The organism is Paraliobacillus quinghaiensis (assembly GCF_003426025.1).
Lineage (GTDB): Bacteria > Bacillota > Bacilli > Bacillales > Amphibacillaceae > Paraliobacillus_A > Paraliobacillus_A quinghaiensis.
In genome coordinates this window covers 60,032-85,857 of record NZ_QJSH01000005.1, presented here as the reverse complement: position 1 = coordinate 85,857, position 25,826 = coordinate 60,032, and the positions used below count along the sequence as shown (strand labels likewise).

Below are 25,826 nucleotides of genomic sequence, written 5' to 3'. Positions count from 1 at the left end.
ACTATTATACATTGAACTACCCTCACCTAAATTTCTAACGAAATTTTGAGGAAGGGGATTACCGAGGCATGCGCTTACGCACAACCGAAACCCGTTCAACTAGGCTTTGGATTTTCTGCTTTCCAATCGAGACAAACCTATTCTCTCAAAGTCTGACGTAGCCCTTTGCGAGAATAGTGAGCTCCAAGAGCTCAACCTGCTTTGACCAGAAAGCTCTATCTTGTAGAAAACGTGCACTCTAACAAAAGATAGGCAGGATGAAAAAGACCTCCATTGCGCCCAGTGATGTAGACCTTGTTTCTGCTCTGGAACAAGTGAATGCAACGCTGGTGGAAGCTTTTCTTTGAAACCCATAGCTCTTCGAGCTATTGTATAGGAAGCAGACTCATGAATCGAAATTCCGAATCTTTTCATGTATTTCATTTTACCAATTTGACTGGTGTAAGCTGGGTTAACTTCGTAAATTTCAACACCAACTTTATCAGCTCTTGATTTAATAGCCATTACAATTTTGTTATAAGCGAATTGACTCATGCGTCGGTTCGCTTTTTTATTGCCATAAGTATTTTTAACTTTTGATTTGGTTGTGTTAAGTTTTTCTATCGCAATTGGTTTTTTATGCTTTGCGGCATAATCAACTAAGGTAATTATTTCAGCTTCTATTAATTTGGACACTTGGCCACTTGTTTTACCTTCAATATCGAACTTTAATACAAAAGAGTCGATTAGTTGCCCGATACTATTAACGTTGGAAATGGCCAAGTGATCAACATTAGAATCTACTCCAATGATACCTCCTAATTTAGAATAGTTCACATAAGGGTTTGGTGGCACATCGACTAAACACTTGAATACGAAGTATTCACCATGGTCCTCAATCGACCATCCGATAGGTTTGCCAAAGTGCTTTTTATTTTTTAATCCCAATTGCGTATGGATAGCATTTTCTACATTTTCTTGTCCGTATGGAAATACAACGTTGTCAAAAGTTACAACGTTGCCGTTTATCGCTTTAAAGGTTAACTGGTTGGTATCTGGATTGTAATGAAAAACAAAGTTTCCAGATTTCGCATCTTTTCGTCCCGAAATGGTCATCTTCCCGTAACGAGCGAGATACCAATCCCGTTTCCATAGTGCAGGATTATTTTGATACTTTTCTGTTGTGGTTCTAGCTTTAGCTAGCTTTTTACTACCAAAACATACACTTTTTACGCCGTTTTCGAGACTTTCGGTTTGTTTTTCAAATCTATCTAGTTTGAACGCCAAACGTCCCAAACGGGACGTTATATGTTTTATTTGATTATCTATATACAGGTGTTCGAAATCATATGCGTTGTAATACAAATCTGTTTTTGTTTTGAATTTCACAACAAAAAAATTTCCTTTTTGCTGTTCAGGAGACGTTTTGTTAAAGTTGGGTTTTTCTTTTATAAAAGAGTTTTTGATTTTATTCAAAACAGTTAAGCGAGATTTTGTGCTTTTTATTTTCTTTTTAACGGATTTCATCTGTTCTTCTTTATTAGAAATGTACATCTTCTTTAGTTCTTGTTGTGCCGAAAGTAAGGCTTTACCTTCTTGGACAGCGCTGTTCACGTAGTAATCTGTTAGTCCGAATTTTGCTTTCACTTGTTGGTGAATCGAAGATTTACCTTTTTCTTTTGACCCTCGTTTTTCACGAACTTCTCTCTGAACACGATATTGTTTTGCTTGATTAAATACAAAAAGAGTGTGTTGCGTATCTTCAACAGAAGCTTTTGTATTTACGTTTTTGTATACACGATTCGAAAAATAAGCCTTTATTGTCAACACCAACACACCCTTTGTGAAATTTCTGGTACCATAATTATATCAAATCGAACCAATGTTTGTCTTGTGATTTGCTTTTTAATTTCAAAAAAAGAAGCGATTCATCTCCCACCTAACACTAACGTGTTTGAGGAAGGAGTCTTCTCGCCTAAGTTCGATAAATTTAACAAAATTTTAGACTTTTATTGCTTTTTATTACTTTTTGTATGTTTTAAGCATTTTTAAAATATATTTCCATTTTAACAATCTAATTAACAACTAATGTTAACCAATAGTTAATTAGGGTTGACAATAAAACCGCACTCCTTTATCCTAATCAAAGAGCATTTATAAAAATTGTTTATATACGAGGGGAGATAGGTATGAAATTAAGAGCTATTGATATAACACTTTCAGGTATGTTTGCTGCCTTAATGGCTATTGGAGCAAATATAACTTCATTCATTGTCATTGGTGGTGTTCCTATTACACTAACAACCTTTTTCTGTATTTTAGCTGGTCTACTATTAGGGAGTCGTTTAGGGTCTATCGCGATGATCGTTTACGCTCTAATTGGTCTTGCTGGTGCACCGGTATTTTCTAAGTTTTCAGGAGGATTGTCTGTTATCGTCAGTCCAACATTCGGATTCATTTTATCTTATATTATAGTAGCTTATGTGGTCGGTAAAATTGTTGAGTGGAAACCTTCTAAACGAAACTTTATCCTAGCTGCTTTAATTGGGTTCGTAATTAATTATGTTTTTGGAACAAATTGGATGTATTTTTCTTACAAGTATCTAGCAGCATCCGATGCAATTAGTTATAGTGTTGCATGGTCATGGATGATATTACCCCTTCCAAAGGATATAATCTTATCTATTCTTGCAGGTGTATTGGCACCTAGACTATATAAGAATATAAACAGAAATATGATTGTTTTAAAGGATAAGTCGATTGCTTAACAACAGAAATAGTGCGTGGATAAAAAATGGTCGCTGAGTACAATGAGACAATTAATTTTACCTACGCTCTTTTTTTATTCTTAGTAGTTTAATTATTCCCTTCAAAATACAAGTATTTATGTTTTTGACAACCTGGATTAAAGGATGCGTTGCAACAAGAACAGGAAGAATTACTATTTAAATACTCGTTTATTGTTAATTCTTCCCCACATTTACCACATAGAATAGCTTTATGATCAAACTCTTCTCTCCCCCACACTTTTGCTTGATGATCAGCTTCCTCTGCGTGGCATTTATAACAAGGGTAATAAGTCTCACAACATTTAAATTTAATTGCAATAATATCAATAGGTTTATCATAATGCTTGCAACGGGTTTGTTTATCTATCAATGCTCCATGTACGTTAATGCCATGCACTTTCAATTTAACACCTTCTTATTTGGTTTTTAAGATGAGTTCTAAGTCATACGCTATAATAATTATGTTCACTTTTTTCGTTTCCCCTAGAATTTTACGATGACAAAGTAATTCAGCCTTAAAAATTACTGCTCATTTGTCTGGTATCTGATCAATTCAATCAATCTGCTCGTAATATTCTTCTTGAAAGTGAGGTTGAAGTATAATTTTTCCTTCCTCTACGTTTGCATTTCTTTTCTTTGCTAACCTTTCAACAATACGGTCAGTCCATTCATGTCTAGCATCTTCACTGATTTTTCCCATTCCTGATAAATGATACGTGTCCATGCCCCAGCGATATATCATAGTTTTTTGTTCACGGGTCGATTTATAAATTTTTGCATTAAAATTAAAAGTCATCTTGGAATCTTGTCCATAGCCGATTTCAGGTATTTCAATACGTGACAAGTATTTCTTTGTATAGACATTTCCATTATTAACACTGCCAGCTATCTTTTTGAATTTGTTATGCTCAAAAAAATAATGACCACTGCTTCGATAAATTTCATAACCTGGATTAGTAATAATGTCATCCCATGTATGACTCAATGCCCAAGGGGCTAATAAATCATCGTCATCAAGGCGGTATATATATTCATATTTACATTGAGAAAAACCAAATTTAAGTTTTTTTCCAAGTGATTCAAATCTTTCTTTTATATTAATGATTCGGACTTTAGGGTGTTCAGATACATACTCGACTTTAGGATTATCATTAATAATTACCATTTCTGACTCACCTGAAAAATCTTGACGAAGAAAAGATTCAATGGCTTCCTCTAATAGATGCCGACGTTGATAGGTTATGGTTAATACACTAATCATAGTCATTCCTCCAATTGCACTAACTAATCCTATTAACCCTCCCGAATATATAATTTGCCTGATTATTTCTGTATGGTTTATATCAATCTAAATAAATTTTTTAATTGTAGAGAAACTTTGAATAGAATTGTTTAGTTAGTGTTAATTTAGTATTCAGCTATGGTATTGTATACCATCTAAACAATATACTTTCTTATCTTTACATAAATCCCAGACTAAAGTATTGGCCGCTTTCGTTCACTTATAAGCTTTAGCATATCCTCCTTATTTCCAATCGCCCTATTATATCTTTTCAATAGACTCCGATTATCTTTAGCATTGGGAGCATTATACCAGTTTATTTTCGGGTGCCATAAGTGTATAACCTGATTTTCAAGCTTTTTAAAGGGGCCACAAAGTGTCTTCAAAGCATATATAAACGCATCGTCTTCTCCGCCCCAACCAACAAATCTTTCATCAAATCCACCTGCTGCTTTATAAGTCTCACGGCTCATAACCTTCAATTTTCCACCAAAGCTTCCATATTTGTTATCAATAGAATAATCATCAATAGTAGTATTTAGTGGCCAGTTTGGTTCTGTCTCCAACAACTTGTTTGTCTTATCTTGTGATAAATCAACCACACCCCGAAAAGGAATGACACATGGATACTTTTCTAACAACTTAATAGCTTCGTCTAAAATTGCTGGGTTATAAATAATATCAGCATCTGCCAGTACAAAAATATCTCCTGCCGCTGTTTCAGCAGCATTATTAAAGGCATGAGATACATTAATAGTACCATTCTTTTGTGAACTAATAATTAATTCTGCTTCCGGCATAGTAGCCTCATAAAATTTTTTCACCCAACTAAAAGCCTTATCTCTCGGCCCGTTATCGGATTGATACGGTAAGATAATAGATATTTTCTTCATTTCTACTGCTCCTCACCATTAATTACTTTATCTTTTTACAAGTTATATTATTAAAAGGGGATTAATACGTGTGGGTTTTTCAAATAGTGGTATAACCAAATTAGATTCTGTTAAAAGATAAAAAATATTTCTTTAAGTGATTCATTTTTGAATTTAAACTAAAAATAGATGTCCTCAACCTATTTACAGGGACATCCATTTAAATTTTTTGTAGTTCATTTATGATACGGTTCACCGTACCTGTTTATAGGGTATAATAATTTATCACATAAAATGGGCGAGGTATTTATTTCTACCTCCCCCAAAAACTTTTATCGAATCATTTTATATTTTTCTGGATACTTACTTTTAAACCAACTAGCCCATCCTGTATCTTTTCCTACTTTGTTTTTCCAACCTTCTAATTCAATTGCTATATCAGACATGTCCATTTCAATCAGTCGCTCTACAACCATCTGCTTTGTGTATTTAACCTCGTCTTGTTTGAGGACGCTTTCGTCATTAATAAATTTAATTGCGTGGTCAATCCCCTCAAATAATGCTAATATTGCTACAAAAATATTTGAAAGCGAAATATTCTGGGGGAGATGAAATACCCATGGCACTCCAAATATTGTAGCATTATGTTGTGAATTAAAAAAAACAACAAACACAAAAAAGAGTAGGTAGCCCACTCCTTTTAACAAACTCATGTTAAAGACTGTCTTAAAAGTTGAAGTTAAAATAAAACCTATAGCTGTCATGACAATCCCAAAAAGAAGAAGAAAATACATTAATCCATCTATAAAATCTGGAAAACTTATAATCTCACTTTCCATATTTAAACCTCCTATTTAAAGGCTTTAAACACACATCTATATATCAGTAATCAATATATTGTTTCCATCGTAACTCTCCTTTAACAAGTTAAACCACGATTCTTTTACATTGAAGTTACTATGTTTTTTGTTGTTTAATGCAAATTCAATATACAGATCCGCTTTACTAATCAGTGTTGCAATAACCTTTATAAAAATATCTAAATCTGTTTTACCTTTAGCATCATTTATGAACGGATCTAGTTCATTTCTATAAAAGTAATCATCTATATACTCTAAACCATCATGTACGAATTCATTTCTTGACTTACAAACGTTTTCAAATGATTCCTTCTGATCACTATTAACATTAACCAAATTATCTAGAAGAAATGTTAATTTATCTTTTCTTACATTCCTCTTATCTTCATTCTTCTTCAACAGCATTACTTCAGCAGAAATGTTTAGATATAGAACAGTATCTGATTCACTATCAAACGAATTATGTATCTTTCCAAAATTCATTGCTTTTATAAAGAACTTTAATGCCCTTAAAAAACGAACTTTTAATTCTTCTATGTCATCCCTATTTTGTGTCCAATTATACAACTCGATAAAGCGACTTTTATATTCAGCTTGCTTTAACCATTCTAAATTAAAATTACAAGTATAATTGAAATTAATAGGTATATGACGCCAATTCTTTTCACCATGCACCGTGATATGTTTATTTATTTTGTCTAGCTCTCTTGAATCACCTCTATTTCTTAATAATTTTGACATCGCTAAAGAAATTCTAGTATTTTCATACTGTGGATAAATCTTAGCTCTATATAGGACATTTAATATACTAATAGCGTAAAAGACCGAATCCGATGCCATTCGATTAACACTTGAAAATTGATGATGCTTCTTTATTGCCATTACTGGATGTGATATGAAAGCAGATGATCTTGTTCTAATAGTATGCTCAAACCTACCTTCTAGTTCTCGAAGAGGTAATTTAGTTATTCCGTGTAATTGCTCTAATATATCCTCTTCTTCACCACCTACAATATATATACCATCACTTATATTAATTGTGCTACCTAAAGTAGCATTCACTAAAGGAAAGATAACCCAATAATCTTTTACATTTGTTTCTAGATTATTTTTCAGAAGTCTAAGCACTTCATAAGCGTCACTTAATTGTAATTCTTCTTTATTATGTAAATCTAACCAATTAAAAATATTGAGAATCCAGTCCTCTGCATCTTCAATATCAATAATCTCTGAAAAATCGTTATGGTCAGCTATTGCAGTTATTATCCTCCAGGTTTCTTTGTCTTCTAGGCCACAGTTCCATTGATTCCTATCCTGATTAAACCTCAATAGATACAATACTTTTTTAGCTAATTTTTTCATCCTAGACCCCACCCCTCACAGCTACATATTGACGTAAAAATGCATGTTTTTGAAAGTTAATGTAAAAAGATTTAAATTGACGCTTTTGTGTACATATGTTATTTTTAACTTACATAAAATATTGAACAACGCTAATCTTTATCGTGAGAGTAATACTCTTACTGTAAATAAGTGCGTTAATTATCGAAGCCCTAGAAAGTGTCGCAAGTGCCTATACCTTGCCACATTTTCTCGGGCTCATTTATTCTCCATATGTTAAAAAATCATATATTTTCACGACTCTCCTAAAGTTTGTTGAAATTTGCTTATCTTTTCTATCTAATATCTCTGGATTCTCCGTCATAGTCTTTTGTAAGAAACTTTTTAACTCCAAAAAATTCAATTCCTCTTCTTTTAGAAGACATATATATTCTAAACTCTTTGCTAAATCATATACCCTTGTGACCCCTTCCACTGATCTTGTTTCTAGTTCAATCCTGGCACTTCTGTTAATCAATCCTCTATTTAAAAATTGCCGTAATTCGGTTTTTTTCTCTTTTGCAATTTGTTCAGGTAAAGTACCATCATAGTCTTTGGTATACTTATAGATAGGGATGCTGTTATTATGTCTCCTAAGCAGTGTAGGTAGAGCCTTATCTACAATCATATTAGAGTCAAAATTCTTATTATCAAATATTACATCTTCATATATTTCTTTAACTGATACACCTTCATAACCTTTTTCAGCAAAATCTCTGATTACTCCTACACCCACGACTACCTCTAAATCTTCAAGTTTTTCATCTTCCAAATTTACTACCTTCAGACTCTCCGATGGTTCGCTTGATATAACTAGGTCGTAAATTTGACTTTTTAATTTTCTTAATACTGGTGCTTTATATTTTGATTGAATTATGGAAAGCGACTTATAGAACCATGCATAATCTTTGATATATACATAAGTCATATCAATCCTTTTTCCGTTTTTAAAACTCTTCTGAAAAGTGCTTATACTGTCATCCTTATCAGAGTTATTCCATTCTACAAAAATAAATCGATTCTTTAATAGCTCCAATTGCTTTTCGGTTAAACACTCTACTATCGATGACATAATTTCCTCTACATTCGGATCGTTTATTGAATAACCTATAAAGATAATTGGATGCTCTAAAAATAATGTTAATATTTTTGAAGCTAGATAAGCATTTCTATTTAAGAACTCTGTATAATCATTTTCATTAATTACTATGGATTCAGGTTGAGCTACACTTCCATGGATTTTATAAATTTCACCTATACCCTGTATAACTGAAAAGATCAACTCCTGCTGACCAATAAATACATCATAGTCTTCAAAGCAACTTTCAAGAAATGTGTCATAGTTTGTAGTTATTACTCCTGCAATATGCTTACTACTAAGTTCCTTAAAAAGTTTAATTTCTTCCTCATAATCACTATTTAGGTTTCCTTGCTTATTTATTAGTCGCTCTGCAATATCTATCTTAAAAGGAGATACTCCAGCTAGTGCTAACTCTTTATGTCTCTCTCTCGCATCTTTGTATTCTTGTGAATCTAGCCATTTTTTATTAAAGTCTTGTTCAATTAGAGATGCGAGTTTTGGGTTTTCCCCAACTAAAGTTTCATAGTTTTTTACTTCTTCTTTATACATTCGATATCCGAAGTCTGAATCTTTGGAGATATTTGCATAATATTCTAATAAACCTTCCCAACTGTCTGTTTGTAAATATCTTCTAGATAACCCTGCTCCCACAAACAAAAATGGAAGTGTATCAAAGTCTTTCAATTGCTTTTCTACTGCTTCTTTAATATATGCGTCCAACACCAACACCTCCTAAAAATAACAAATTAATTGATTCGTACTACAATTCCTTCACTACATCCTCATCCAATATCTCTTTCCTAGATTCCCAATCGGGCATCAAAGCATACAGCATCTCATAGAATTTTTTACTATGATCATTGTATTTAAAGTGGATCAACTCATGCAAAATCACATAATCAATACAGGGTTTTGGTGCCTTAATTAACTCCGAATTTATTTGTATACTAGATGAGTCAATTAATGCAGAACCCCAACGAGCTTTCATTGACCGTACTTGTAAGGTAGGTTTTTCAACTCCATACTTTTGTATCTTGGGATAGATCTTTTCCAAGGATTCCAAAAATATTTTATTTGCGCGTTCTCTATACCACTCTTGAATTAGTCGCTTCTTTTTATTTAAATCGTTAGGGTTCTGAACATATAAATGAATAAATCCCCTTAAATACTTAACGCCTTCTATACTTTTCTCGTCTACTTGTTTTACACGCAATCGATACTGTTTACCAAGATATTTGTAAGATTCACCACTCACGTACTCACGCTCACTTTTTCTCTCTGGCTGTACTTTAGCAAAACCCTTTACGTGTTTTAAAACCCAAGGTGCTTTCTTTCTTACCAAGTCTTCTATAAATTCTAGTGGAACGTTCTCATTTGCAGATACTTTAACTGTCATATCTGGTTTAATATTTAAATTTACATTTTTAACATTCTTGCGTTCAACTTCAAATACAATCATTTGATTGTCATATTCAATGTGGTGTTCACTCATGTTTGTCATCACCTTAATAACGTCGTAATGCTACAGTTTTGATTTGTTCAATTAATTTATCAATTTTATCAAAATCAAGTTTAATACCGTGCTTATCAGCAAAGTCAAAAAGTAAGTCATCTAATTCCTGTTCAAGACGATTATGAACATCGGTATTATCATGCCAATCAACCTTAGTATGCTCTCGTATAATCCCATCCATATCTAAGGCCAAGTCACCAACAATTTCATAAGATGCTTCTTGTTCATTTACTTTATCAAAAACTTCTTTAGTCACACCATAAAAGGCTTGTGCGTTACCATTCCCTTTTAAATTGGCTGGATAATTGTCTTCAGAAGCACCTTGACGATATTCTTCTTTCATTTCATTCATTGTTTGCCAGTATTCTGCTTCACTGATACGCTTTTCTTTATAATCGTCTAGAGCTTGCTGAATACGTTCCGAAAACTTTTTATAATACGCAGGATTTTCTTCGTATTTTTGATTTATACTTTTTGTTAAGCGCGTACGGATTGCGTCAGCTTTCGCTCGTTTTGAACCTAGTCGATCCATCTCCTTTTCAAAATGCTCACGATCCAAAATATCAACTGGATTTGTGATTTGCATCATTTCTTCTGATGAAATATACTGATCCATCAATTTTTGCATTTTCGCTTCATATTCTTTATGATCAATCGTATCAGAATATCGCAACTTAACACTTTTCCTTAATTCCTGGAAGAACTTTAAATCACGTTTGTATTTATTTAATTCCTCTTGTCCTAATGCATTGTAAATCTGTTCAGACTCAAGTGCGATAGCAACATTACGACCAAACTTACTCAAGACATCATAGAAGTCATCTCTTATCTTTTTATCTTCTAATAAAACTTCATATTCTTCTGTGTCCCTCTTGTTCTTGATTGGAGCGAATACTTGCCACAAGTCAGAGTGATGTTGACGTAGCTGACCAACAATGGAAACCACGTCATGAATTGCACCTTTTAAATCATTAGGATCAAAGTTTTCAAGCCCTGCTCCACTATACATTTCCATAGCTTCATCTAATTTTTCTAACAAACCACGGTAGTCAATGATAACACCATAATCTTTACCTTCATATAAACGGTTCACACGAGCAATTGCTTGCAGTAGTGTATGCTCTTTCATAGGCTTATCGATATACAGAACAGAAGCCTTCGGTGCATCAAAGCCAGTCAATAGTTTATCAACAACAATCAGTATATCGATATCATCACCATTAACAAATTCATCTTTAATCGCATCTTCATACTTATCTGCATCACCATAACGAACCATCATCCGCTTCCAGAATTGTTGTATTTTATCATTAGAAGCTTCATCAACCGCTTCATGTCCTTCTCTCTGATCTGGAGGAGAAATCATAACAGCACAGTTTAAGTCTTCCAATTCCTCAAATGCTTCCAAATAACGAATTGCTTCTATTTTGCTGTTCGTTGCGAGCATTGCCTTAAAGTTAGATCCTTGTGTTTTATAGTTATTCAAGAAGTGTTTATTTATATCAAATGCAATGGTGTTTAATCGTTGATCTGAGGATGCAATTCGCTCAAACTTACTCCACTTTTTCATTACTTGATCTTTTTGCTCGTCATTTAGATGGCGTGTAATCATTTCTAAGCGATTATCAATTGCTTTTTGGTTTACTGATTGTTCGACCATTCTTCCCTCATACAATAAAGGTAAAATAGCCTTATCAGCTACACCATCTGCAATTGTGTATTGGTGAATTAGTTTTCCAAACCGGATCATTGTATTCTTTTCTTTTTTCATTAAGGGTGTCCCAGTAAATCCGAGGTATGAAGCATTTGGAAACACTTTTTTCATCTTGATGTTCAATTCTCCATACTGTGTACGGTGACTCTCATCAACTAAAATAAAGATATCTTTTGACTCAATTGGTTCCTGATTTTTTGAAGCAGTATCAAACTTATGCACTAAGGTAGTAACAACATCAGCATTATTATCATTAATTAGATTAATAAGGTGCTTTCCAGAAGAAGCCCGACTTGCTTTAAGCCTTGAGTGGTTAAATGTCTTATGAATTTGTTTATCCAAATCGACTCTGTCTGTTACGATAACAACCTTTGGACTATATTCCCACAGTTCAGATAAAATATATTTAGCTAACATAACCATAGTTAGTGACTTACCAGACCCTTGTGTATGCCAAATAACACCTGATTGACGATTTCCATTTTCGTCACGTTGTTCAATTGTTTTTATAATCTCTTTTATAGCAAAGAATTGTTGGTAACGTGCTACCTTTTTAACATCTTTATCAAACAATTCAAAGTAACGTGTTATATCTAATAAACGTTCTGGATGAAATAGAGAAATTATATTTTTATCTTGTACTGTTGGAATCCGATCCGAAATAACCTGATTTAATTGATTTTGTAACCAATTATCATCTTGTTCTTTCCAAACAGACCAAAACTTCTTTGGTGTATTACAAGTAGCATATTTAGTTTCATTTTTATTTGTTGACATAACCAGTTGAACAAACTTAAATAGGTGCGGCGCATAGTCTTTACCTTGATTACGAATCATTTGACTAATACCTTGTTCCATAGAAATGGATGCCCGCTTACATTCAATTACTACAAATGGGATACCATTTACAAATAAAACAATGTCAGGGCGAATAGTATCTTTCCCATCTTGACGTTCAACAGAAAACTCTTCTACCACATGAAAAACATTATTATGAATGTTCTCCCAATCAATGTATTGAATTGAGAATGATTTTCTTGATCCATCAGACAGATTTTCCGAATAACTTCTCCCAAGCATAATAGATTCATAAATTTTTTCATTGGTTTTTACTAACCCGTCTGTTAATGATTCATCTAAATCACGGATTGCTTGCTGTATATTTGCTTCACTAAAAGAATTCGTGATACCTTTATATTCATAATCATTAAGGTGTCGTAATTTTTGTTCTAAGACATCTTTTAATATTACATTATAAAGGTTTTCTCTCATGCGTTCCGCTTCTTCTAAAGGAAGATTCTTATAACCCAATCCCTTAAGCACCTCAATTGCAGGGGTTTGACTAACTGTCATTTCATCATACCGGAAACCTTTCATACTTTCACCTCCATAAATAAACTAAAAGGTAGGATAAAGGAATTAAACCTTTACCCTAACCTTTCCTGTAAGTAATAATTGCATAAGACCTTTTTTCTGTTGTTGTAGTTGCTCCCGTTCTTTTTCTCGTAACTCTATTTCCTTATCAAAATTCAATAGTAAACTAGCAATCGCTTTTTGTTCTTCTATAGGAGGTAACTTTAACTTAAATTCTTTTAACCACCCTGTATTTAGATTCTTCTGTGAAGATCCTGCAATTAGTGAGTCAACCTGTCTTTTAAACAAGTTTGAAGACATCCAATATTTTATATAATAGTTATAAATGTTATCATCCAACATCCTTAAGAATCCTAAACTGACAAATATACAAAAATCAATATCTTCAGTAATAATTACTGGATTACCTAATGTTCCCACTCTACCAAAAAGTATATCACCTCTTTTAGGCTTTGCATTTGCAGTAGAACTTTCATATTCATCTTTACTAATATATTTTACATTATTAAAGTTAATCTTACCTCCATTAATGTCTTTAACTGACAGGAAAGGAACACCATTAGGTTCATAACTTGGAGTATAGGTTAAACCTAAATAGATTTTAGCTATATCTTTAATTTTCACATCTGCCCATTCCCCATCAAACCCTTGTAGGCGAACTTCACCAGTTAACAACTTTTGCATTGACCATTTCTTTTGGTCTTTCCTTTGTACAATTAATTGCTCATTTAAATCAATTGCCTTATCCCAAGTAGTGAGAATATCAGCAATTTTCTTTTGTTCTAAATAGTTAGGGTGAGCTATAGGGATGCTTTTTAATTCCGATAATCCTATCCTTAGTCGTGTGGTTCCAGATCCTCTTCTGATAGCCTCATTTCTAAATACTTTACTGTTTATATAGTATAAAATATATCTTTCATCAAATCTTTCTTTGTCTACCTTTAACCTTATTCCATCTGAAGCCATTACAAGTCTTGAATTAATATTAGGAATAAAACAAGCTCTAGCTAATGGCTCAGCCATTTTTGCAATGATTATATCGCCTGGATAAATATTTGAGTTAAGTAATTCATTTGCTTTTTCTTCTGAGGTATATATTTTATAATTATCAAGAAATTTTCCATCTCCTATATTTTGTAGTTGCACAATTCGAACACCTTCTTCTTGATAATCCTTTGTTTTAAGATCGGAACCAAAAGGGCCACCTGTAAATGAATATCTATCATTACTATCCCTTACTTCATATAAAGGAGTTAGAAGCCAATCTTCGGGAACAGTTAATTTTTTATAACCTTGTGGAGTTAAGCTACTTTTCATTTTTCCCATACAACCACCTACAATCCTAATTCTTTTAAATATTCTTTCATCTTTTGCTCAACACTTTCCAATTCGGACTTAATTTCATTTATATTCTGTTTAACGGCTTTCAGATCAACTAACTCTTCTTCTTCAAATGTATCTACATATCGAGGAATATTTAAGTTATTATCGTTTTCTTTAATTTCATCCATCGAAGCAACATATGAATACTTATCAACAGTCTCATATTTTTCATACATTTCTATGATTTTTTTGATATCTTGTTCACGTAGTTTGTTTTGATTTTTACCTTTTTCATAATCCCCTTCACTTGAGGCATCAATGAATAATACGTCATTACGCTTACGATTTTTTTGGAACACCATAATACAAGCAGGTATTCCTGTTCCAAAGAACAAAGCTTCAGGTACTCCTATTACAGCATCTAAAAGATTCATCTCTAGTATTTGCTTACGTATTTTCCCTTCACTTGAGCCTCGGAACAATACACCGTGAGGTAAGATCGTTGCCATGCGACCTTCTTCAGCTAATGAATAAAGCATATGTTGAACAAATGCGTAATCACCTTTGGAACTAGGTGGCACTCCCCAATCAAAACGTCGATAGGGGTCTAATGATGCATCCATCTTGAACTTTTTATCGTTCGTTGTATCATTAGCAAATCCCATTGCCCACTTATCCAAAGAGAATGGAGGATTTGCAACAATACGTTGAAATTTCATCAATTTATCATCCTCTAAGTGAAGTGGATTAGCTAATGTGTCTCCCCACTCTAATTTAGCATCATCGATACCATGTAAGTACATGTTCATAATTGCTAAGGAATGTGTCTGACCGTTACGTTCTTGACCATAGATTTGCACTTTTTTGTTTGGCACCTGGTTAGCAACCTTAATTAATAATGAACCAGATCCACATGTTGGATCGTAGATGCGATCGTTTTCTTCGGGCTTTACTAAGCGAGCTAGCAATTCAGAAACCATGGATGGTGTAAAAAATTCTCCACCTTTTTTACCTGCGTCACTTGCAAAACGTTCAATCATATATTGATAGGAATCCCCAATCACATCTTCACTACCTACAACAGATGGTTTTAATGTTAATCTATTAAAATCCTCTAACACAGAACGTAACATCGAGTTCCGGTCTTTTGCCCTTCCTAACACTGACTCAGAGTTAAAGTCAATGTTACGGAATACACCTCGTAATTTGCCGGTATTCTCATTTTCTAATTTCTCTAATGCTTTGTTAATAATCTCACCAATTTCTGGATCATTACGTTTACTGTATAAGTAATCAAAAGTTGCATCTTCTTCTAATACAAAACGTTCACGAGACAAAGCACGTTGTATTCGACGTTCATCTCCATCATATTTTTGGGTGTACTCTTCTAAATGCTCTTTATAAGCATCGCTTATATATTTCATGAATAACATCGTCAAAATGTAATCTTTATAAATACTTGAATCTATCTTTCCTCTAAACGTATCTGCGGCTTGCCACAGTACTGCATTAATATCTTGTTGCGTTACTTTTTCACTCATTATTATTCCTCCAATTATCCTTGTAACATTTGTTGAGAAACGCCTTTAAACCAATTCTCTTTTTCCATGATTAATTTTTGGTAAAGCCTTTTTTCTTTGCGATGAAGCCTTAACAATTTAATTAATGCTTCTTGCTTATCCAATGACAGCATTTCTATAGAAAGGGATTTCAACACATTTTTGTTTGTGCTAACTATCCGTGTTCCTGATTGTGATTTTTCTAACTCCTGCTTAATAGAATCCCTGTTTAAATACCAAGCAATATATTCAGGTAAGACTTGATCACTTTTTACTTTGATTAACACAAAATTAGATGGAACCAAAAGATTAACCTGGCCTTTACTTATATAAACAGCTGTATTTGGATCAGATAACCGCATCACAATATCGCCTTCTTCAGTGAAGTAGCGTGGACTTAGTACATCATCACTTTTAAAAACATCAAAAGGTTGACCATTAAATATTCCATCTTCTTCAATGTTTCTCAATGTCAATAACCGATAAGTGGCTTTAACGTTAAATTCTAATTCCGCTTTTTTCCTGGTTAGAACAATACCAGTCTTTATCTCTGCAATATCCTGAAGGTGCATTTTACACTCACTTCCAATATGTCATATTCAATATTTAACAATTGTTAAATACAACTTATAATAATTGTTTTTGTATGTCAAACCTTGATTAGAGGTAACCATTACTGAAAAATTAGATATAAATTCTATGAGTACCTGCATGAATATATAGAAAGGGGGACATGTCCGTTTCATGCCCCACCCCTTTTATACTAAACGTTTTTTATCCATTTGGATAGATGACGTTTTTTGATTTTACAGAGACGACATGCGTGGTGAGAGGAGCGCAATTAAGAAAGGAGAAAAAGTATGAATCACACATTGGTACAAATTCTATTGAAAGCAAAGGAAGTAAACAAGTGGATTCCTGTTAAGTTTTTGATTAAGTATGACATTCAACAAGTAAATTTACTAAAACTTGAAGATGCTTATTTAATTATTATGAAGAACAGTACGTCAGAAGGTTTGCTGTTGAAATTAACTTTAAGAGGTTATCACTATTTCAACAAAAAATTAGACTAACTCATTTTAAATTAGGAGGAGATTATTTATGAGTAAAAATGTATTTCAAGAGTATCAAAGTGATGCGGAATTTATAAATGGAAAGAGCATTTCTAGGCAAGAGATTAACACAATATATCAATCTCTAATAGAACAACATGAAATAGTTATAGATGACTTATTAGACGCTATCGATTGTAATGATTATGTGAGGCTCTCTCATTTGCTTGTTAGTAGAAACAAGATAGAAATTGCAATAAAGGAAATAGAATTTTTGCAAGAACAGGAAATAGAAGCTGACATATCTACCAGTGCAAGGATTAGCTGTGCTCTTAAAGATGTTGCAGATACTATGGAATCTAAGGGGGAAGAAGTATTAGAAATCATTACGACCAACCTAGAAAAATTGAACCACTCAGCACACAATATGATCTCTAAAACACTATCTATATCCAACCAAACATTTAGTGAGGGAAACCGATTAAATCATAAAGCTGGAAGGCTTCTGATTAATAAAACTACTAAAGGCTTAACGAAACTAGCTGATGTAATTCAAAAAAGATCTTAATCCATTGAAAGGAGGTGAAAATCACATGAAGATAAATAAACAAAAATCAATAAATAACATCGTACCATTCTCTATGAGTGATCACTCTAATGTATCTTCTCTACCTAACTTAGTTGTGAAATCTAGTGAATCGAAACGTAGAATTGAAGAACTTCAGAAATTTGTAGATGAGGTGATGATCAAAGGTGTTGATTATGGTTCAGTAAATGGTTTCTCCAAGCCAACATTATTAAAACCGGGTGCTGAAAAACTCTGTGATGTATTCGGATTTTCAAAATCAATTGAAATAGTCAATAGAATAGAAAAATGGGATGTTGGTATCTTTGCTTATGAAGTGAAGATGACCCTTACTCGAAAAGATAATGGAGTTATGGAAGCAGAAGGCTTAGGTTCATGTAACAGCAAAGAATCATCTTTTCAAAATCAAGATGCATATACGATTGTTAACACTGTATTGAAGATGGCTAAGAAACGATCATTAATTGATGCTGTCTTATCCGCAACACGTTCGAGTGGTATTTTCACTCAAGACATTGAGGATTTTCCGAGAAAACAAAACTCTAAAAGAAGTGAAGACCAAGTTACAAAAGCTCAGCTGTATAAAATCTTCAATATCATTGGTGAAATGAATATGCCGACGGAGGTAGCAAAAGAAATGATGAAGATGACTTTTGGTGTGGAACGAAGTAAGCATTTATCTAAAAGGCAAGCATCAGACTTCATACAAGATTTACTCTTGCTAAAAGAAGTGCAAATGGAAGACGATGATGAATATAACTATTGAGTTGTACATGGATTGCAAAGCAGTCGATGTATTTTTTAATGCACAAAAATAGATGAGCTCATCCGCAAAATGAACTCATCTGCATAGGTAATCTTAACAACAGTATATCGCATAGTGCTTATCTACTCAATCGGAGGGACGGTGATCGTCTCTCCTTTTTTAATACTATTACAATACAATGGAGGAAATTATAATGAATAACTCAATCAATAAAATCACTTTTAAAAACTTATTAGCAACAACTACACGTGAAAAGGAAGACAGCTATGTAGTAAATGAACTATTCAGCCGCTATACATCTATTCAAGAACTACTTGATGTCACGGAGGAAGAATTACTTCAAATAAAAGGGATTGGTAAAGTAAAAGCAAGACAGATCATTGCCGCTCTACAACTTGCTCGTATGAATCCTTGTCCAGTTGAACAAAGATTTACTATCCGATCACCTGAAGATGCATATGATTATTTGACAGATATGCAATATTTAAATCAAGAACATTTTGTTGTGCTAGGATTAAATACGAAAAACCAAATATTATTTCGTGAAACAGTATTTATTGGTTCCTTAAATGCATCTGTCGTACATCCACGTGAATGTTTTAAACATCTAGTACGTCGTAGTTGCGCAAGTGCCATTGTAGCTCATAATCATCCCAGTGGAGATGTTTCACCAAGTATGGAGGACATTAATGTTACTAAAAGATTAGGTGAGGCTGGGAAGATGATGGGGATTGAAATATTAGATCATCTTGTCATTGGCCACGAAAAATATGCGAGTTTAAAAGAAAAAGGATATCTATAAAAATTCCTTTCAGAAAAGTCAGTGAAGGTGCTAGAAATAGCACCAACACTGGCTTCATTTTAAATTTCTTAAGATATGGGCTAAAGATAGAAATAGTCTGCACTTTTTTGGTATGTACCGCTATGTAATTTAACCTCAAACCTTGTATATAAGGTTTTTCCAAGGATATTGTATAAATAATAAAATTTTTTAAAAATAAAAATTTGTCATTTACTATGTATTAATCCTTCATAATCCAAAATTGTAACATTGAAATTTGAGAAACTTAATATTTTTTATAAATACCCTACTTACGGATATGAATATAATCGCTTAAGATTATTTATGATATGGCTCATTTTTCTGTATTCTGAATGAACGGTACACCTGCTCCAATAAGATAAGTTTCATTAGTTGATGTGGAAATGTCATTTTTGAGAACGATAATTTTTGATCTGCACGTTTTAGGACATCATCACTTAATCCATTTGACCCACCAATAACAAACGAAACCTGACTCTTACCATGGATGCTCAACTTCTCCATTTCTCTAGCCAATTGTTCTGATGACCAGTTATCTCCTTGTATATCAAGGGCAACAACGTATTGATTCGGTTTAATCTTGTTTAAGATACGTTCTCCTTCTTTTTGTTTCAATTGATACAATTCCTTATCACTCAGTTGCTCAGGGGCTTGCTCATCACTTACTTCATCCATTGTTAATTTACAATAAGAACGTAATCTTTTCTCAAATTCAGCAATACCTAATTTCAGATATTTTTCTTTGACCTTACCAACACTAACGATTTGTATTTGCATAATTACATAACACCTCTAATTATTTCTTTATTCATAAATCATTTAAAATTTATGGTGATAATTGATATTGGGAGTACTTACTCACTTTACTACACTTTTTTGCTCTGAACCACGAATTTATTTAAGCTATTTATTGATAAACCCTTGATATCATCGCTTTTCAAGACGATTTAGTAAATTAAAAAAGACAACAATAAAGTTCCCTTTTTAAGCCTACCCTTATATATACACTCTTATATGTATAATTGTAACATTGGATAATTTATATAATGGATGAATCAAAAAAAATAGTACCCTGCTCCTAGTTGGGGCAATGTACTAAACCATCTTACTTCTTATAGTATGGGTATCCCTATAGTTTATAATTCTACTTTTTCAATACGTTCTCTCTCAAGTCTGTAGGTATAAGGAATCGAATCTGATCTGCTATCGAATTCTAATGACCTTATGTATTCTTCATACTGAAAGACCATTGAATCATGTACCTTCTCATTTGTTGCCTCTTCACACAATTCAACAAAAGCATGTCCATCTGTTGCTTGTGGAAGTTCAACATAATATTGATCTGTTAGATCATCTACCTTTAGCAAGACACCTGATACTATTAGTAGAGAATGTAGATTAACAGTCGCTATAGCCAATGTATCACGTGTTGGGAATGTATCTGTAATATCTACAATTATACTCAATAGCGTTTCACCTCTCTTCATCATTAACACCTAAATTGATTTTGAAGTTATAAATGGTTAATGATATAATCAATTCAACAGATTTTTATTTGGCTGTCTACTGTTTAGCAACAACAGAGGCAGTCCTTTTTTGTCTGGTTAACACATTCAAAGGTGGTAACGTTTTGTCACCAATTAAAAGCTCATCCACTCCTAATATATTTTTTAGCTGTCGTTTTCTTTTTCTATAAGTCGATGATGCATATTTGTTACGACACTCATTCTCACCATTGAATAATAATTCTGTTACAAATGCTATTAAGGAGGACTTAGTTCTAAGTTCCAATGGTTGTTTGTTAATGGCGTCAATTACTTGTTGTAGTGAGGTGTACTTTATACCACTACTTAATCCATTTCGATCCAATCCATTTTGAATAATACGTTTAGCAATAGCATTATCTAGTACAACACCTGCTCTTCTATTTGTACTAATTTGTCTAATTTCGTTGTCAGAAAGCTCAATTTCGTACCTTAATAGTCCTTTAGATTTCTTTAAGTGACGTGCTTTGTTGCAGTATTGTTTCTGTTGTTGGATTTCCCCTTCCTTATCATATATTTTCTCTTTTCTCTTTGATGCTTTCCATTCAACAGATTCAACTTTGTCACTACCAACGCTACAATAGTACCGCTTTTGATACTTAGGTATAATACAACTCGCCATCGCTCTTAAATAATGTGGTTTCTTATCGCCCACATCAAAATTCTTACATACGTGAACCTTTTCAACCGTACATTGTTCTATTGGAGGCACTCTAGTAAGATTTATCTTCAATTTTACAGAAAGATATTTACGGATTACTTTGAAGAATATTTCAATATCTCCATCTTGTAGCTCATATACATTTGTTCCATTTAAAAAAGTTGGAATGGATACCTCTACTTTTAACCAACATCTAGAAGGATCATCCTCTTTATAGGTATAGCGTATAAACGGACACCCTTTATAATCATCGTCATTTAAAGTTTTGAATATCGTTCTTGAAGTATTATTAGATGACCGTTGGGAAGAATTTGTTTGTGTCCAATCAATATCCTTAATCTCCTGTTCATTTAGTATTAAAGGAACAGCTAATTTTACCGTATCAAACATTTATCTCACGCTCCTTAAGTAACTAGTTGTGCACGTATTACAGATGTATCTACTTCTCTTGTTTATTGAAGAACTCATTAACAGTTTCAGCAACCCTTTGAATAAACTGATCACCCTTGTCTTCTTTTTCACTAACCCAATCTGCAATACGATCTTCGCTTGCAAAGCGTAACATATCACATCTAGCAACATTAATTTTTTCATTCATAATTGCTCACCTCGCTTTCTTGTTTCAAATCATAACACGATTTAATTTAAAATTACAATACCCATATCTATATTTTTAATTACATGTTATAGTTATACTTACTTATACCAAAGGATGTGAAAAGATGAAGAATATAATCTTAAACAAAACAAATTTATCTGATTTGGCAGAGCTACCAATTGGAAAAAGGGTGCGATATATTCGTGAACATCTTCAAAAAGAATATGGAAATGATTTTAGTGGGAAGAGTGTTGCTAATAGAGTTCAATTATTATCCCAATCTACATTAACAACTATTGAAAAGGGCAATACAAAGGATGTTCCTTCAAAAGTCTTACATGCAATTTCTAAAGACTTTGGAGCTGATTTATATATGTTCTTTGATGATTTTTATAAAAAAGTTTCTTATACATCCGTTGAATTAACTCCACCGCTATATAATGTAAATAGCAGTAATGACGGTGATCATGATTCCCAAAGAGCAAATGGATTGAATCCGCTTCTTGAAAATGAATACAGTATAAAAACAACGGTCAGTAAGGTAGCTTCGAACGAGGATGAACAGATGACATTTATTTTTAAGAGTCGCGTAAAATACACCGATCAACATTTATTCTATTTACTTTCGCAAATCATTAATCAAATTAATACATTAGATGTATCCATTGAACCGGAACTCACTGAAAGCAAACATCAGTTAGACTCCATAAAATTAGCTAATGATTATGTTCATTATGGCAAGTCATCATTACATGCTTTCCCCTGGCATTCTGGAAAAGAGAAAATAATAATAGATAACCAATCTTATGAAAAAGCTGTTAAATACACAGAAAGGTTATTACAAGACCTTAATCAAAATAAAGAAAAAGGAAGTGACGATAATGAGTGAAAAAATTAAAGCCGCATTATACGTTCGCGTTAGTACTGAGGAACAAGCAAAGGAAGGATATAGTATCCTAGCACAGATCGAAGAAATCGAAAACTATGCTCAAAGTAGCAACATGGAGATTGTGATGAGATATGTTGATGAAGGAGTAAGTGGGAAAAATATTTCTGGTCGTCCTCAGATGAAACGGTTGTTAAAGGATATTGAAAGCAAATATTTTTCTACTGTGGTTGTTTATAAGATAGATCGAATCTCTCGTAAGTCTAAGGATGCTTTAGAAATAGCTGAAAGATGTGAACAAGCAAATGTTAGTTTAATTAGTCTTAAAGAAAACTTTGATATAGCTACTCCAATGGGGAAAATGGTCTTTCAAATGATGAGTAACTTCTCTGAATATGAACGAAATTCAATTATTGAACGTGGGAAAATGGGAATGATACAACGAGCAAAAGAAGGTTATTTTAATGGAGGTAGAGTATTAGGCTATGATAGCGTCAATAAACGCTTAGTTATAAACGAAGAAGAAGCACATATAATCAAATTAATCTTTGATTATGCAGAACAAGAATTAGGTTACAAAGCCATTGTAAGTCGCATTAATACTATGGGCCACAAAACAAAAAGAGGATCTGATTTTTCAATTAACACGATTAAAACTATCCTAGATAATCCAATTTACATAGGGAAAATACGTTTTAATATGTTTGAAAACTGGTCAGAGAAGCATCGTAAAGGAAAGAATCCCAATTATGTTCTTGTTGATGGTAAACATGAAGCAATAATTGATCAAATACAGTGGGATCGAGTACAAAAAAATCGCAAAAAACGTTCTGTAAAACCTACAAAATCCAAAAATCCATATATTTTAAATGGACTAATTAGATGCCCTGAATGTGGATACGGAATGGTATCTGGATCATCCAAGGGGGCACAAGGAAAAAGATATCGCTATTATGTTTGTGGTCTCTTTCACAACAAAGGTAGCAAGGCATGTAGTGCTCATTCCATTCGTGCGGATAGAGCAGAACAGCAGGTATTCGAGGAATTAAAACGTATTGTGTCTGAGCCATATGTGTTAAAACAAATTATTGATAGTGTTAATGAAAATCGTAATAACGCAGAGACACCTATTAATGATGAGATTAAGATATTACAGTCAAAATTAAATAAGGTGAAAGTTCGTATTAACAATATTACGGATCAATTAATGGACGATCCATCACTAGTTAATATTTTCAAGCCAAAGTTAACCAAATTAACTGAAGAACAATCAAAACTTAATATTCAGCTTGAAGCATTAAATAGTGAATTGGAAGCATGTGATACAACACCTATTGATGAGAAAGCATTATATCAGCTTTTGAGCAACTTTAAGAAGATAATGAAGGATTCTGATCCTACCAGTCAAAAAACATTGCTTCGCTTAGTTATAAAGGATATCCAAATTAGCAAAGAAGCACCACGTGGTATTGGAAGACATATAGAAAGGATAAACTTGCACTTTGACTTCACAATTGAAGGTTTAGAGGATCAAACAATGGAGTTATTAGAAACAATAAGTATGGATTATATCCAACCAGTTGAGCATTGGATGCTGGAAGATAGAGATGGGAAAAAACTTAGCGAAATGATGGATTCGCTTAATATTTTACCCTTGAAAGATGTACGGTTCTCCCCGATTAATCCTGAATGCCCGATAAATCTGTTCGACCAATACCAGCCGCATTAATTGGTGTGGTAGTGTCATTTTTGAAAATGACAAAGCAAAATCGCTCCGCTTCATGACCGAATCACTTAATCCCAATGATCCACCAATCACAAAAGCTACCTTACTTTTCCCATGCGTAGCAAGTTGATCCAGATCTTTGGCTAGTTGTTCCGAAGTCACTTGCTTCCCTTTAATTTCCAAAGTGATCACATGAGTATCTGGATTTAATTTAGCTAGAATACGTTCGCCTTCTTTATTTTTAATTTCTTCCATCTGTGCAGCACTAGAATTTTCTGGTGCTTTTTCATCAGGTACTTCGATTTCCTTAATTGTCGCATAAGCACCCAAACGCTTGACGTATTCAGCAATCCCTTGCTTTAAATATTTTTCTTTCAACTTCCCCACACTGACAATCATTATATTCATCCTTCATACTCCTCACCGGCGTCTAATATCAAGTTAACCTAGTTATCAGATGCCACATCTTTTTCCTAGTTCAATAAATGTATCTAGCAAAACTTCTGCTCCCATAGCTAGGTCTGCTTGATCGGCCCACTCTGCTGGATTATGACTGATTCCATCCTTCGTCCGCAAAAAAATCATTCCTATATCCGTTATTTGAGCAACATTCATGGCATCATGACCTGCGCCACTTGGTAATTTTACTAGTTCGATATCATTTTTTCTAATAGCAGCTGCAATCGCTTCGTTAACAGACGGTATAGTTGTTACACCATTGGAACGGTCTAAGATTTGGAGATCAAATATAATACCGCGTTGCTCTGATATATCACGAGCTTTCTTTCCAATCTCCTCAACGAGTTCATCAAGTAAAGCATCAGAAAGGTCACGCATATCAACGGTAAACTCTACTTCGCTTGGAATGACATTAATCCCTCCAGGCTGAACAGACAGTTTTCCAATCGTTGCGACAGTCTGTTGTTCGTTACGGGCTAATGTTTCGATGACCTGGATAATTTCTGCTGCGCATGCCATCGGATCCTTTCTGAAATTCATCGGTGTCGTTCCAGCATGTCCAGCCTCACCAGTTAATTTAATCTTTAGCCACCGCAAACCTACCATCCCTGTCACAAGCCCCACAGGTATATTTTGAGACTCCAATACTTTGCCTTGCTCAATATGTAATTCAAGATAACATTTTATCTCTTTTGGCTTTACTTCTGCCGAGGCTACATGTTCCGGTTTATATCCCTGCTGTCTCATAGCATCAGCGATAGAGATCCCATATGTATCGAAACTATTTTCTAAATCCGGTTCTGTTAATTTACCTATGAAAGCTTGGCTGCCTAACATGCCCGAAGAAAAACGTGCTCCTTCTTCATCGGTAAAAATAACCACTTCAACAGCATGATCGAGCGCAATATTCTGCTCATGCATTGTTTGCAAAACTTCAATCCCCATTAAGACCCCAGCAGCTCCATCAAACATGCCACCATTGATGACGGTATCAATGTG

25 protein-coding genes are annotated in these 25,826 nt (G+C 33.5%); 7 read left to right on the top strand and 18 right to left on the bottom strand.

The window, feature by feature from the left end:
• Window positions 1–99 precede the first annotated feature (99 nt).
• Window positions 100–1,806 carry an IS200/IS605 family accessory protein TnpB-related protein gene (locus D2K40_RS05265; protein WP_117153677.1) on the bottom strand — a complete coding sequence of 569 codons (1,707 nt, stop codon included), beginning with the start codon at window positions 1,804–1,806 and terminating at the stop codon, window positions 100–102.
• A 362-nt stretch (window positions 1,807–2,168) separates the two neighbouring features.
• Between D2K40_RS05265 and D2K40_RS05260 the strand changes: the two genes are divergently transcribed.
• Window positions 2,169–2,747 (top strand): biotin transporter BioY, encoded by a 579-nt coding sequence (locus tag D2K40_RS05260; protein ID WP_117153675.1) that lies wholly within the window; start codon window positions 2,169–2,171, stop codon window positions 2,745–2,747.
• An 88-nt stretch (window positions 2,748–2,835) separates the two neighbouring features.
• Here the strand turns inward: D2K40_RS05260 and D2K40_RS05255 are convergent, their stop codons facing one another.
• The 11 genes from D2K40_RS05255 to D2K40_RS05205 all read right to left on the bottom strand — a co-directional run bounded on the left by D2K40_RS05255 (window position 2,836) and on the right by D2K40_RS05205 (window position 16,298).
• On the bottom strand, window positions 2,836–3,165 hold the full coding sequence (locus tag D2K40_RS05255; protein ID WP_373285558.1) for a CHY zinc finger protein: 330 nt from the start codon (window positions 3,163–3,165) through the stop codon (window positions 2,836–2,838).
• Between the two features lie 156 nt (window positions 3,166–3,321).
• Entirely contained in the window at window positions 3,322–4,029 is a 708-nt protein-coding gene (locus tag D2K40_RS05250) for a glycosyltransferase family 2 protein (RefSeq protein ID WP_162879142.1), read from the bottom strand.
• Between the two features lie 215 nt (window positions 4,030–4,244).
• Window positions 4,245–4,943: a glycosyltransferase family 2 protein gene (locus tag D2K40_RS05245; protein ID WP_117153669.1), complete on the bottom strand. Its 699-nt coding sequence runs from the start codon at window positions 4,941–4,943 to the stop codon at window positions 4,245–4,247.
• A gap of 311 nt (window positions 4,944–5,254) precedes the next feature.
• A complete protein-coding gene (locus D2K40_RS05240; RefSeq protein ID WP_117153667.1) occupies window positions 5,255–5,761 on the bottom strand; it encodes a hypothetical protein in 507 nt (168 codons plus the stop codon).
• 36 nt (window positions 5,762–5,797) lie between these two features.
• Window positions 5,798–7,144 (bottom strand): hypothetical protein, encoded by a 1,347-nt coding sequence (locus D2K40_RS05235; protein WP_117153665.1) that lies wholly within the window; start codon window positions 7,142–7,144, stop codon window positions 5,798–5,800.
• A 241-nt stretch (window positions 7,145–7,385) separates the two neighbouring features.
• Window positions 7,386–8,963, bottom strand: a complete 1,578-nt coding sequence (locus D2K40_RS05230) for an SIR2 family protein (protein WP_117153663.1) — start codon at window positions 8,961–8,963, stop codon at window positions 7,386–7,388.
• Between the two features lie 40 nt (window positions 8,964–9,003).
• Entirely contained in the window at window positions 9,004–9,735 is a 732-nt protein-coding gene (locus D2K40_RS05225) for a M48 family metallopeptidase (RefSeq protein WP_117153661.1), read from the bottom strand.
• A 13-nt stretch (window positions 9,736–9,748) separates the two neighbouring features.
• Window positions 9,749–12,847 carry a type I restriction endonuclease subunit R gene (locus D2K40_RS05220; RefSeq protein ID WP_117153660.1) on the bottom strand — a complete coding sequence of 1,033 codons (3,099 nt, stop codon included), beginning with the start codon at window positions 12,845–12,847 and terminating at the stop codon, window positions 9,749–9,751.
• A gap of 42 nt (window positions 12,848–12,889) precedes the next feature.
• Window positions 12,890–14,170 carry a restriction endonuclease subunit S gene (locus D2K40_RS05215; RefSeq protein ID WP_117153658.1) on the bottom strand — a complete coding sequence of 427 codons (1,281 nt, stop codon included), beginning with the start codon at window positions 14,168–14,170 and terminating at the stop codon, window positions 12,890–12,892.
• An 8-nt stretch (window positions 14,171–14,178) separates the two neighbouring features.
• Complete coding sequence (locus tag D2K40_RS05210) at window positions 14,179–15,708, bottom strand: type I restriction-modification system subunit M (protein ID WP_117153656.1); 1,530 nt, start codon at window positions 15,706–15,708, stop codon at window positions 14,179–14,181.
• 14 nt (window positions 15,709–15,722) lie between these two features.
• Window positions 15,723–16,298: a restriction endonuclease subunit S gene (locus tag D2K40_RS05205; RefSeq protein WP_117153654.1), complete on the bottom strand. Its 576-nt coding sequence runs from the start codon at window positions 16,296–16,298 to the stop codon at window positions 15,723–15,725.
• 288 nt (window positions 16,299–16,586) lie between these two features.
• On the opposite strand from D2K40_RS05205, the gene D2K40_RS05200 reads away from it, so the two are divergent.
• From D2K40_RS05200 to radC, 4 genes are all read left to right on the top strand, one after another.
• A complete protein-coding gene (locus D2K40_RS05200; protein WP_117153652.1) occupies window positions 16,587–16,799 on the top strand; it encodes a hypothetical protein in 213 nt (70 codons plus the stop codon).
• 28 nt (window positions 16,800–16,827) lie between these two features.
• Window positions 16,828–17,346: a hypothetical protein gene (locus D2K40_RS05195; protein WP_117153650.1), complete on the top strand. Its 519-nt coding sequence runs from the start codon at window positions 16,828–16,830 to the stop codon at window positions 17,344–17,346.
• Window positions 17,347–17,371: 25 nt separating this feature from the next.
• Window positions 17,372–18,130, top strand: a complete 759-nt coding sequence (locus D2K40_RS05190) for a hypothetical protein (RefSeq protein WP_117153648.1) — start codon at window positions 17,372–17,374, stop codon at window positions 18,128–18,130.
• Between the two features lie 193 nt (window positions 18,131–18,323).
• A complete protein-coding gene (gene radC / locus D2K40_RS05185) occupies window positions 18,324–18,932 on the top strand; it encodes a RadC family protein (RefSeq protein ID WP_229666636.1) in 609 nt (202 codons plus the stop codon).
• A 318-nt stretch (window positions 18,933–19,250) separates the two neighbouring features.
• On the opposite strand, the gene rlmH (D2K40_RS05180) is transcribed toward radC, so the two are convergent.
• The 4 genes from rlmH (D2K40_RS05180) to D2K40_RS16345 form a co-directional block, all read right to left on the bottom strand.
• Window positions 19,251–19,730, bottom strand: a complete 480-nt coding sequence (gene rlmH, locus D2K40_RS05180; RefSeq protein ID WP_117153644.1) for a 23S rRNA (pseudouridine(1915)-N(3))-methyltransferase RlmH — start codon at window positions 19,728–19,730, stop codon at window positions 19,251–19,253.
• A 359-nt stretch (window positions 19,731–20,089) separates the two neighbouring features.
• Window positions 20,090–20,419, bottom strand: a complete 330-nt coding sequence (locus D2K40_RS05175; RefSeq protein ID WP_162879141.1) for a hypothetical protein — start codon at window positions 20,417–20,419, stop codon at window positions 20,090–20,092.
• Between the two features lie 97 nt (window positions 20,420–20,516).
• Window positions 20,517–21,548, bottom strand: coding sequence for a hypothetical protein (locus D2K40_RS05170; protein WP_117153640.1), 1,032 nt, complete (start codon window positions 21,546–21,548; stop codon window positions 20,517–20,519).
• A gap of 49 nt (window positions 21,549–21,597) precedes the next feature.
• Window positions 21,598–21,756, bottom strand: coding sequence for a hypothetical protein (locus D2K40_RS16345; RefSeq protein WP_162879140.1), 159 nt, complete (start codon window positions 21,754–21,756; stop codon window positions 21,598–21,600).
• A 124-nt stretch (window positions 21,757–21,880) separates the two neighbouring features.
• Here D2K40_RS16345 and D2K40_RS05165 point away from each other — a divergent pair, with 124 nt between their 5' ends.
• Window positions 21,881–22,645, top strand: a complete 765-nt coding sequence (locus D2K40_RS05165) for a hypothetical protein (RefSeq protein WP_117153638.1) — start codon at window positions 21,881–21,883, stop codon at window positions 22,643–22,645.
• Window positions 22,638–24,371 carry a recombinase family protein gene (locus tag D2K40_RS05160; protein WP_162879139.1) on the top strand — a complete coding sequence of 578 codons (1,734 nt, stop codon included), beginning with the start codon at window positions 22,638–22,640 and terminating at the stop codon, window positions 24,369–24,371. Before D2K40_RS05165 ends, D2K40_RS05160 begins: the two co-directional genes overlap by 8 nt.
• On the opposite strand, the gene rlmH (D2K40_RS05155) is transcribed toward D2K40_RS05160, so the two are convergent.
• Together rlmH (D2K40_RS05155) and D2K40_RS05150 are read right to left on the bottom strand one after the other, a co-directional pair.
• Window positions 24,291–24,776 carry a 23S rRNA (pseudouridine(1915)-N(3))-methyltransferase RlmH gene (gene rlmH, locus D2K40_RS05155; protein WP_117153634.1) on the bottom strand — a complete coding sequence of 162 codons (486 nt, stop codon included), beginning with the start codon at window positions 24,774–24,776 and terminating at the stop codon, window positions 24,291–24,293. The two genes, D2K40_RS05160 and rlmH (D2K40_RS05155), sit on opposite strands and share 81 nt — an antisense overlap.
• A 45-nt stretch (window positions 24,777–24,821) precedes the next feature.
• Window positions 24,822–25,823 carry a Zn-dependent hydrolase gene (locus D2K40_RS05150; RefSeq protein WP_229666642.1) on the bottom strand — a complete coding sequence of 334 codons (1,002 nt, stop codon included), beginning with the start codon at window positions 25,821–25,823 and terminating at the stop codon, window positions 24,822–24,824.
• Window positions 25,824–25,826 lie beyond the last annotated feature (3 nt).

What these genes read in the sequence shown, in the direction of transcription:
- D2K40_RS05260 (WP_117153675.1), top strand. Translation starts at nt 2,169, where the DNA reads ATGAAATTAAGAGCTATTGATATAACACTTTCAGGTATGTTTGCTGCC.
- D2K40_RS05250 (WP_162879142.1), bottom strand. Translation starts at nt 4,029, where the DNA reads ATGATTAGTGTATTAACCATAACCTATCAACGTCGGCATCTATTAGAG.
- D2K40_RS05245 (WP_117153669.1), bottom strand. Translation starts at nt 4,943, where the DNA reads ATGAAGAAAATATCTATTATCTTACCGTATCAATCCGATAACGGGCCG.
- D2K40_RS05240 (WP_117153667.1), bottom strand. Translation starts at nt 5,761, where the DNA reads ATGGAAAGTGAGATTATAAGTTTTCCAGATTTTATAGATGGATTAATG.
- D2K40_RS05235 (WP_117153665.1), bottom strand. Translation starts at nt 7,144, where the DNA reads ATGAAAAAATTAGCTAAAAAAGTATTGTATCTATTGAGGTTTAATCAG.
- D2K40_RS05225 (WP_117153661.1), bottom strand. Translation starts at nt 9,735, where the DNA reads ATGAGTGAACACCACATTGAATATGACAATCAAATGATTGTATTTGAA.
- D2K40_RS05220 (WP_117153660.1), bottom strand. Translation starts at nt 12,847, where the DNA reads ATGAAAGGTTTCCGGTATGATGAAATGACAGTTAGTCAAACCCCTGCA.
- D2K40_RS05215 (WP_117153658.1), bottom strand. Translation starts at nt 14,170, where the DNA reads ATGGGAAAAATGAAAAGTAGCTTAACTCCACAAGGTTATAAAAAATTA.
- D2K40_RS05210 (WP_117153656.1), bottom strand. Translation starts at nt 15,708, where the DNA reads ATGAGTGAAAAAGTAACGCAACAAGATATTAATGCAGTACTGTGGCAA.
- D2K40_RS05205 (WP_117153654.1), bottom strand. Translation starts at nt 16,298, where the DNA reads ATGCACCTTCAGGATATTGCAGAGATAAAGACTGGTATTGTTCTAACC.
- D2K40_RS05200 (WP_117153652.1), top strand. Translation starts at nt 16,587, where the DNA reads ATGAATCACACATTGGTACAAATTCTATTGAAAGCAAAGGAAGTAAAC.
- D2K40_RS05195 (WP_117153650.1), top strand. Translation starts at nt 16,828, where the DNA reads ATGAGTAAAAATGTATTTCAAGAGTATCAAAGTGATGCGGAATTTATA.
- D2K40_RS05190 (WP_117153648.1), top strand. Translation starts at nt 17,372, where the DNA reads ATGAAGATAAATAAACAAAAATCAATAAATAACATCGTACCATTCTCT.
- radC (WP_229666636.1), top strand. Translation starts at nt 18,324, where the DNA reads ATGAATAACTCAATCAATAAAATCACTTTTAAAAACTTATTAGCAACA.
- rlmH (WP_117153644.1), bottom strand. Translation starts at nt 19,730, where the DNA reads ATGCAAATACAAATCGTTAGTGTTGGTAAGGTCAAAGAAAAATATCTG.
- D2K40_RS05170 (WP_117153640.1), bottom strand. Translation starts at nt 21,548, where the DNA reads ATGTTTGATACGGTAAAATTAGCTGTTCCTTTAATACTAAATGAACAG.
- D2K40_RS16345 (WP_162879140.1), bottom strand. Translation starts at nt 21,756, where the DNA reads ATGAATGAAAAAATTAATGTTGCTAGATGTGATATGTTACGCTTTGCA.
- D2K40_RS05165 (WP_117153638.1), top strand. Translation starts at nt 21,881, where the DNA reads ATGAAGAATATAATCTTAAACAAAACAAATTTATCTGATTTGGCAGAG.
- D2K40_RS05160 (WP_162879139.1), top strand. Translation starts at nt 22,638, where the DNA reads ATGAGTGAAAAAATTAAAGCCGCATTATACGTTCGCGTTAGTACTGAG.
- rlmH (WP_117153634.1), bottom strand. Translation starts at nt 24,776, where the DNA reads ATGAATATAATGATTGTCAGTGTGGGGAAGTTGAAAGAAAAATATTTA.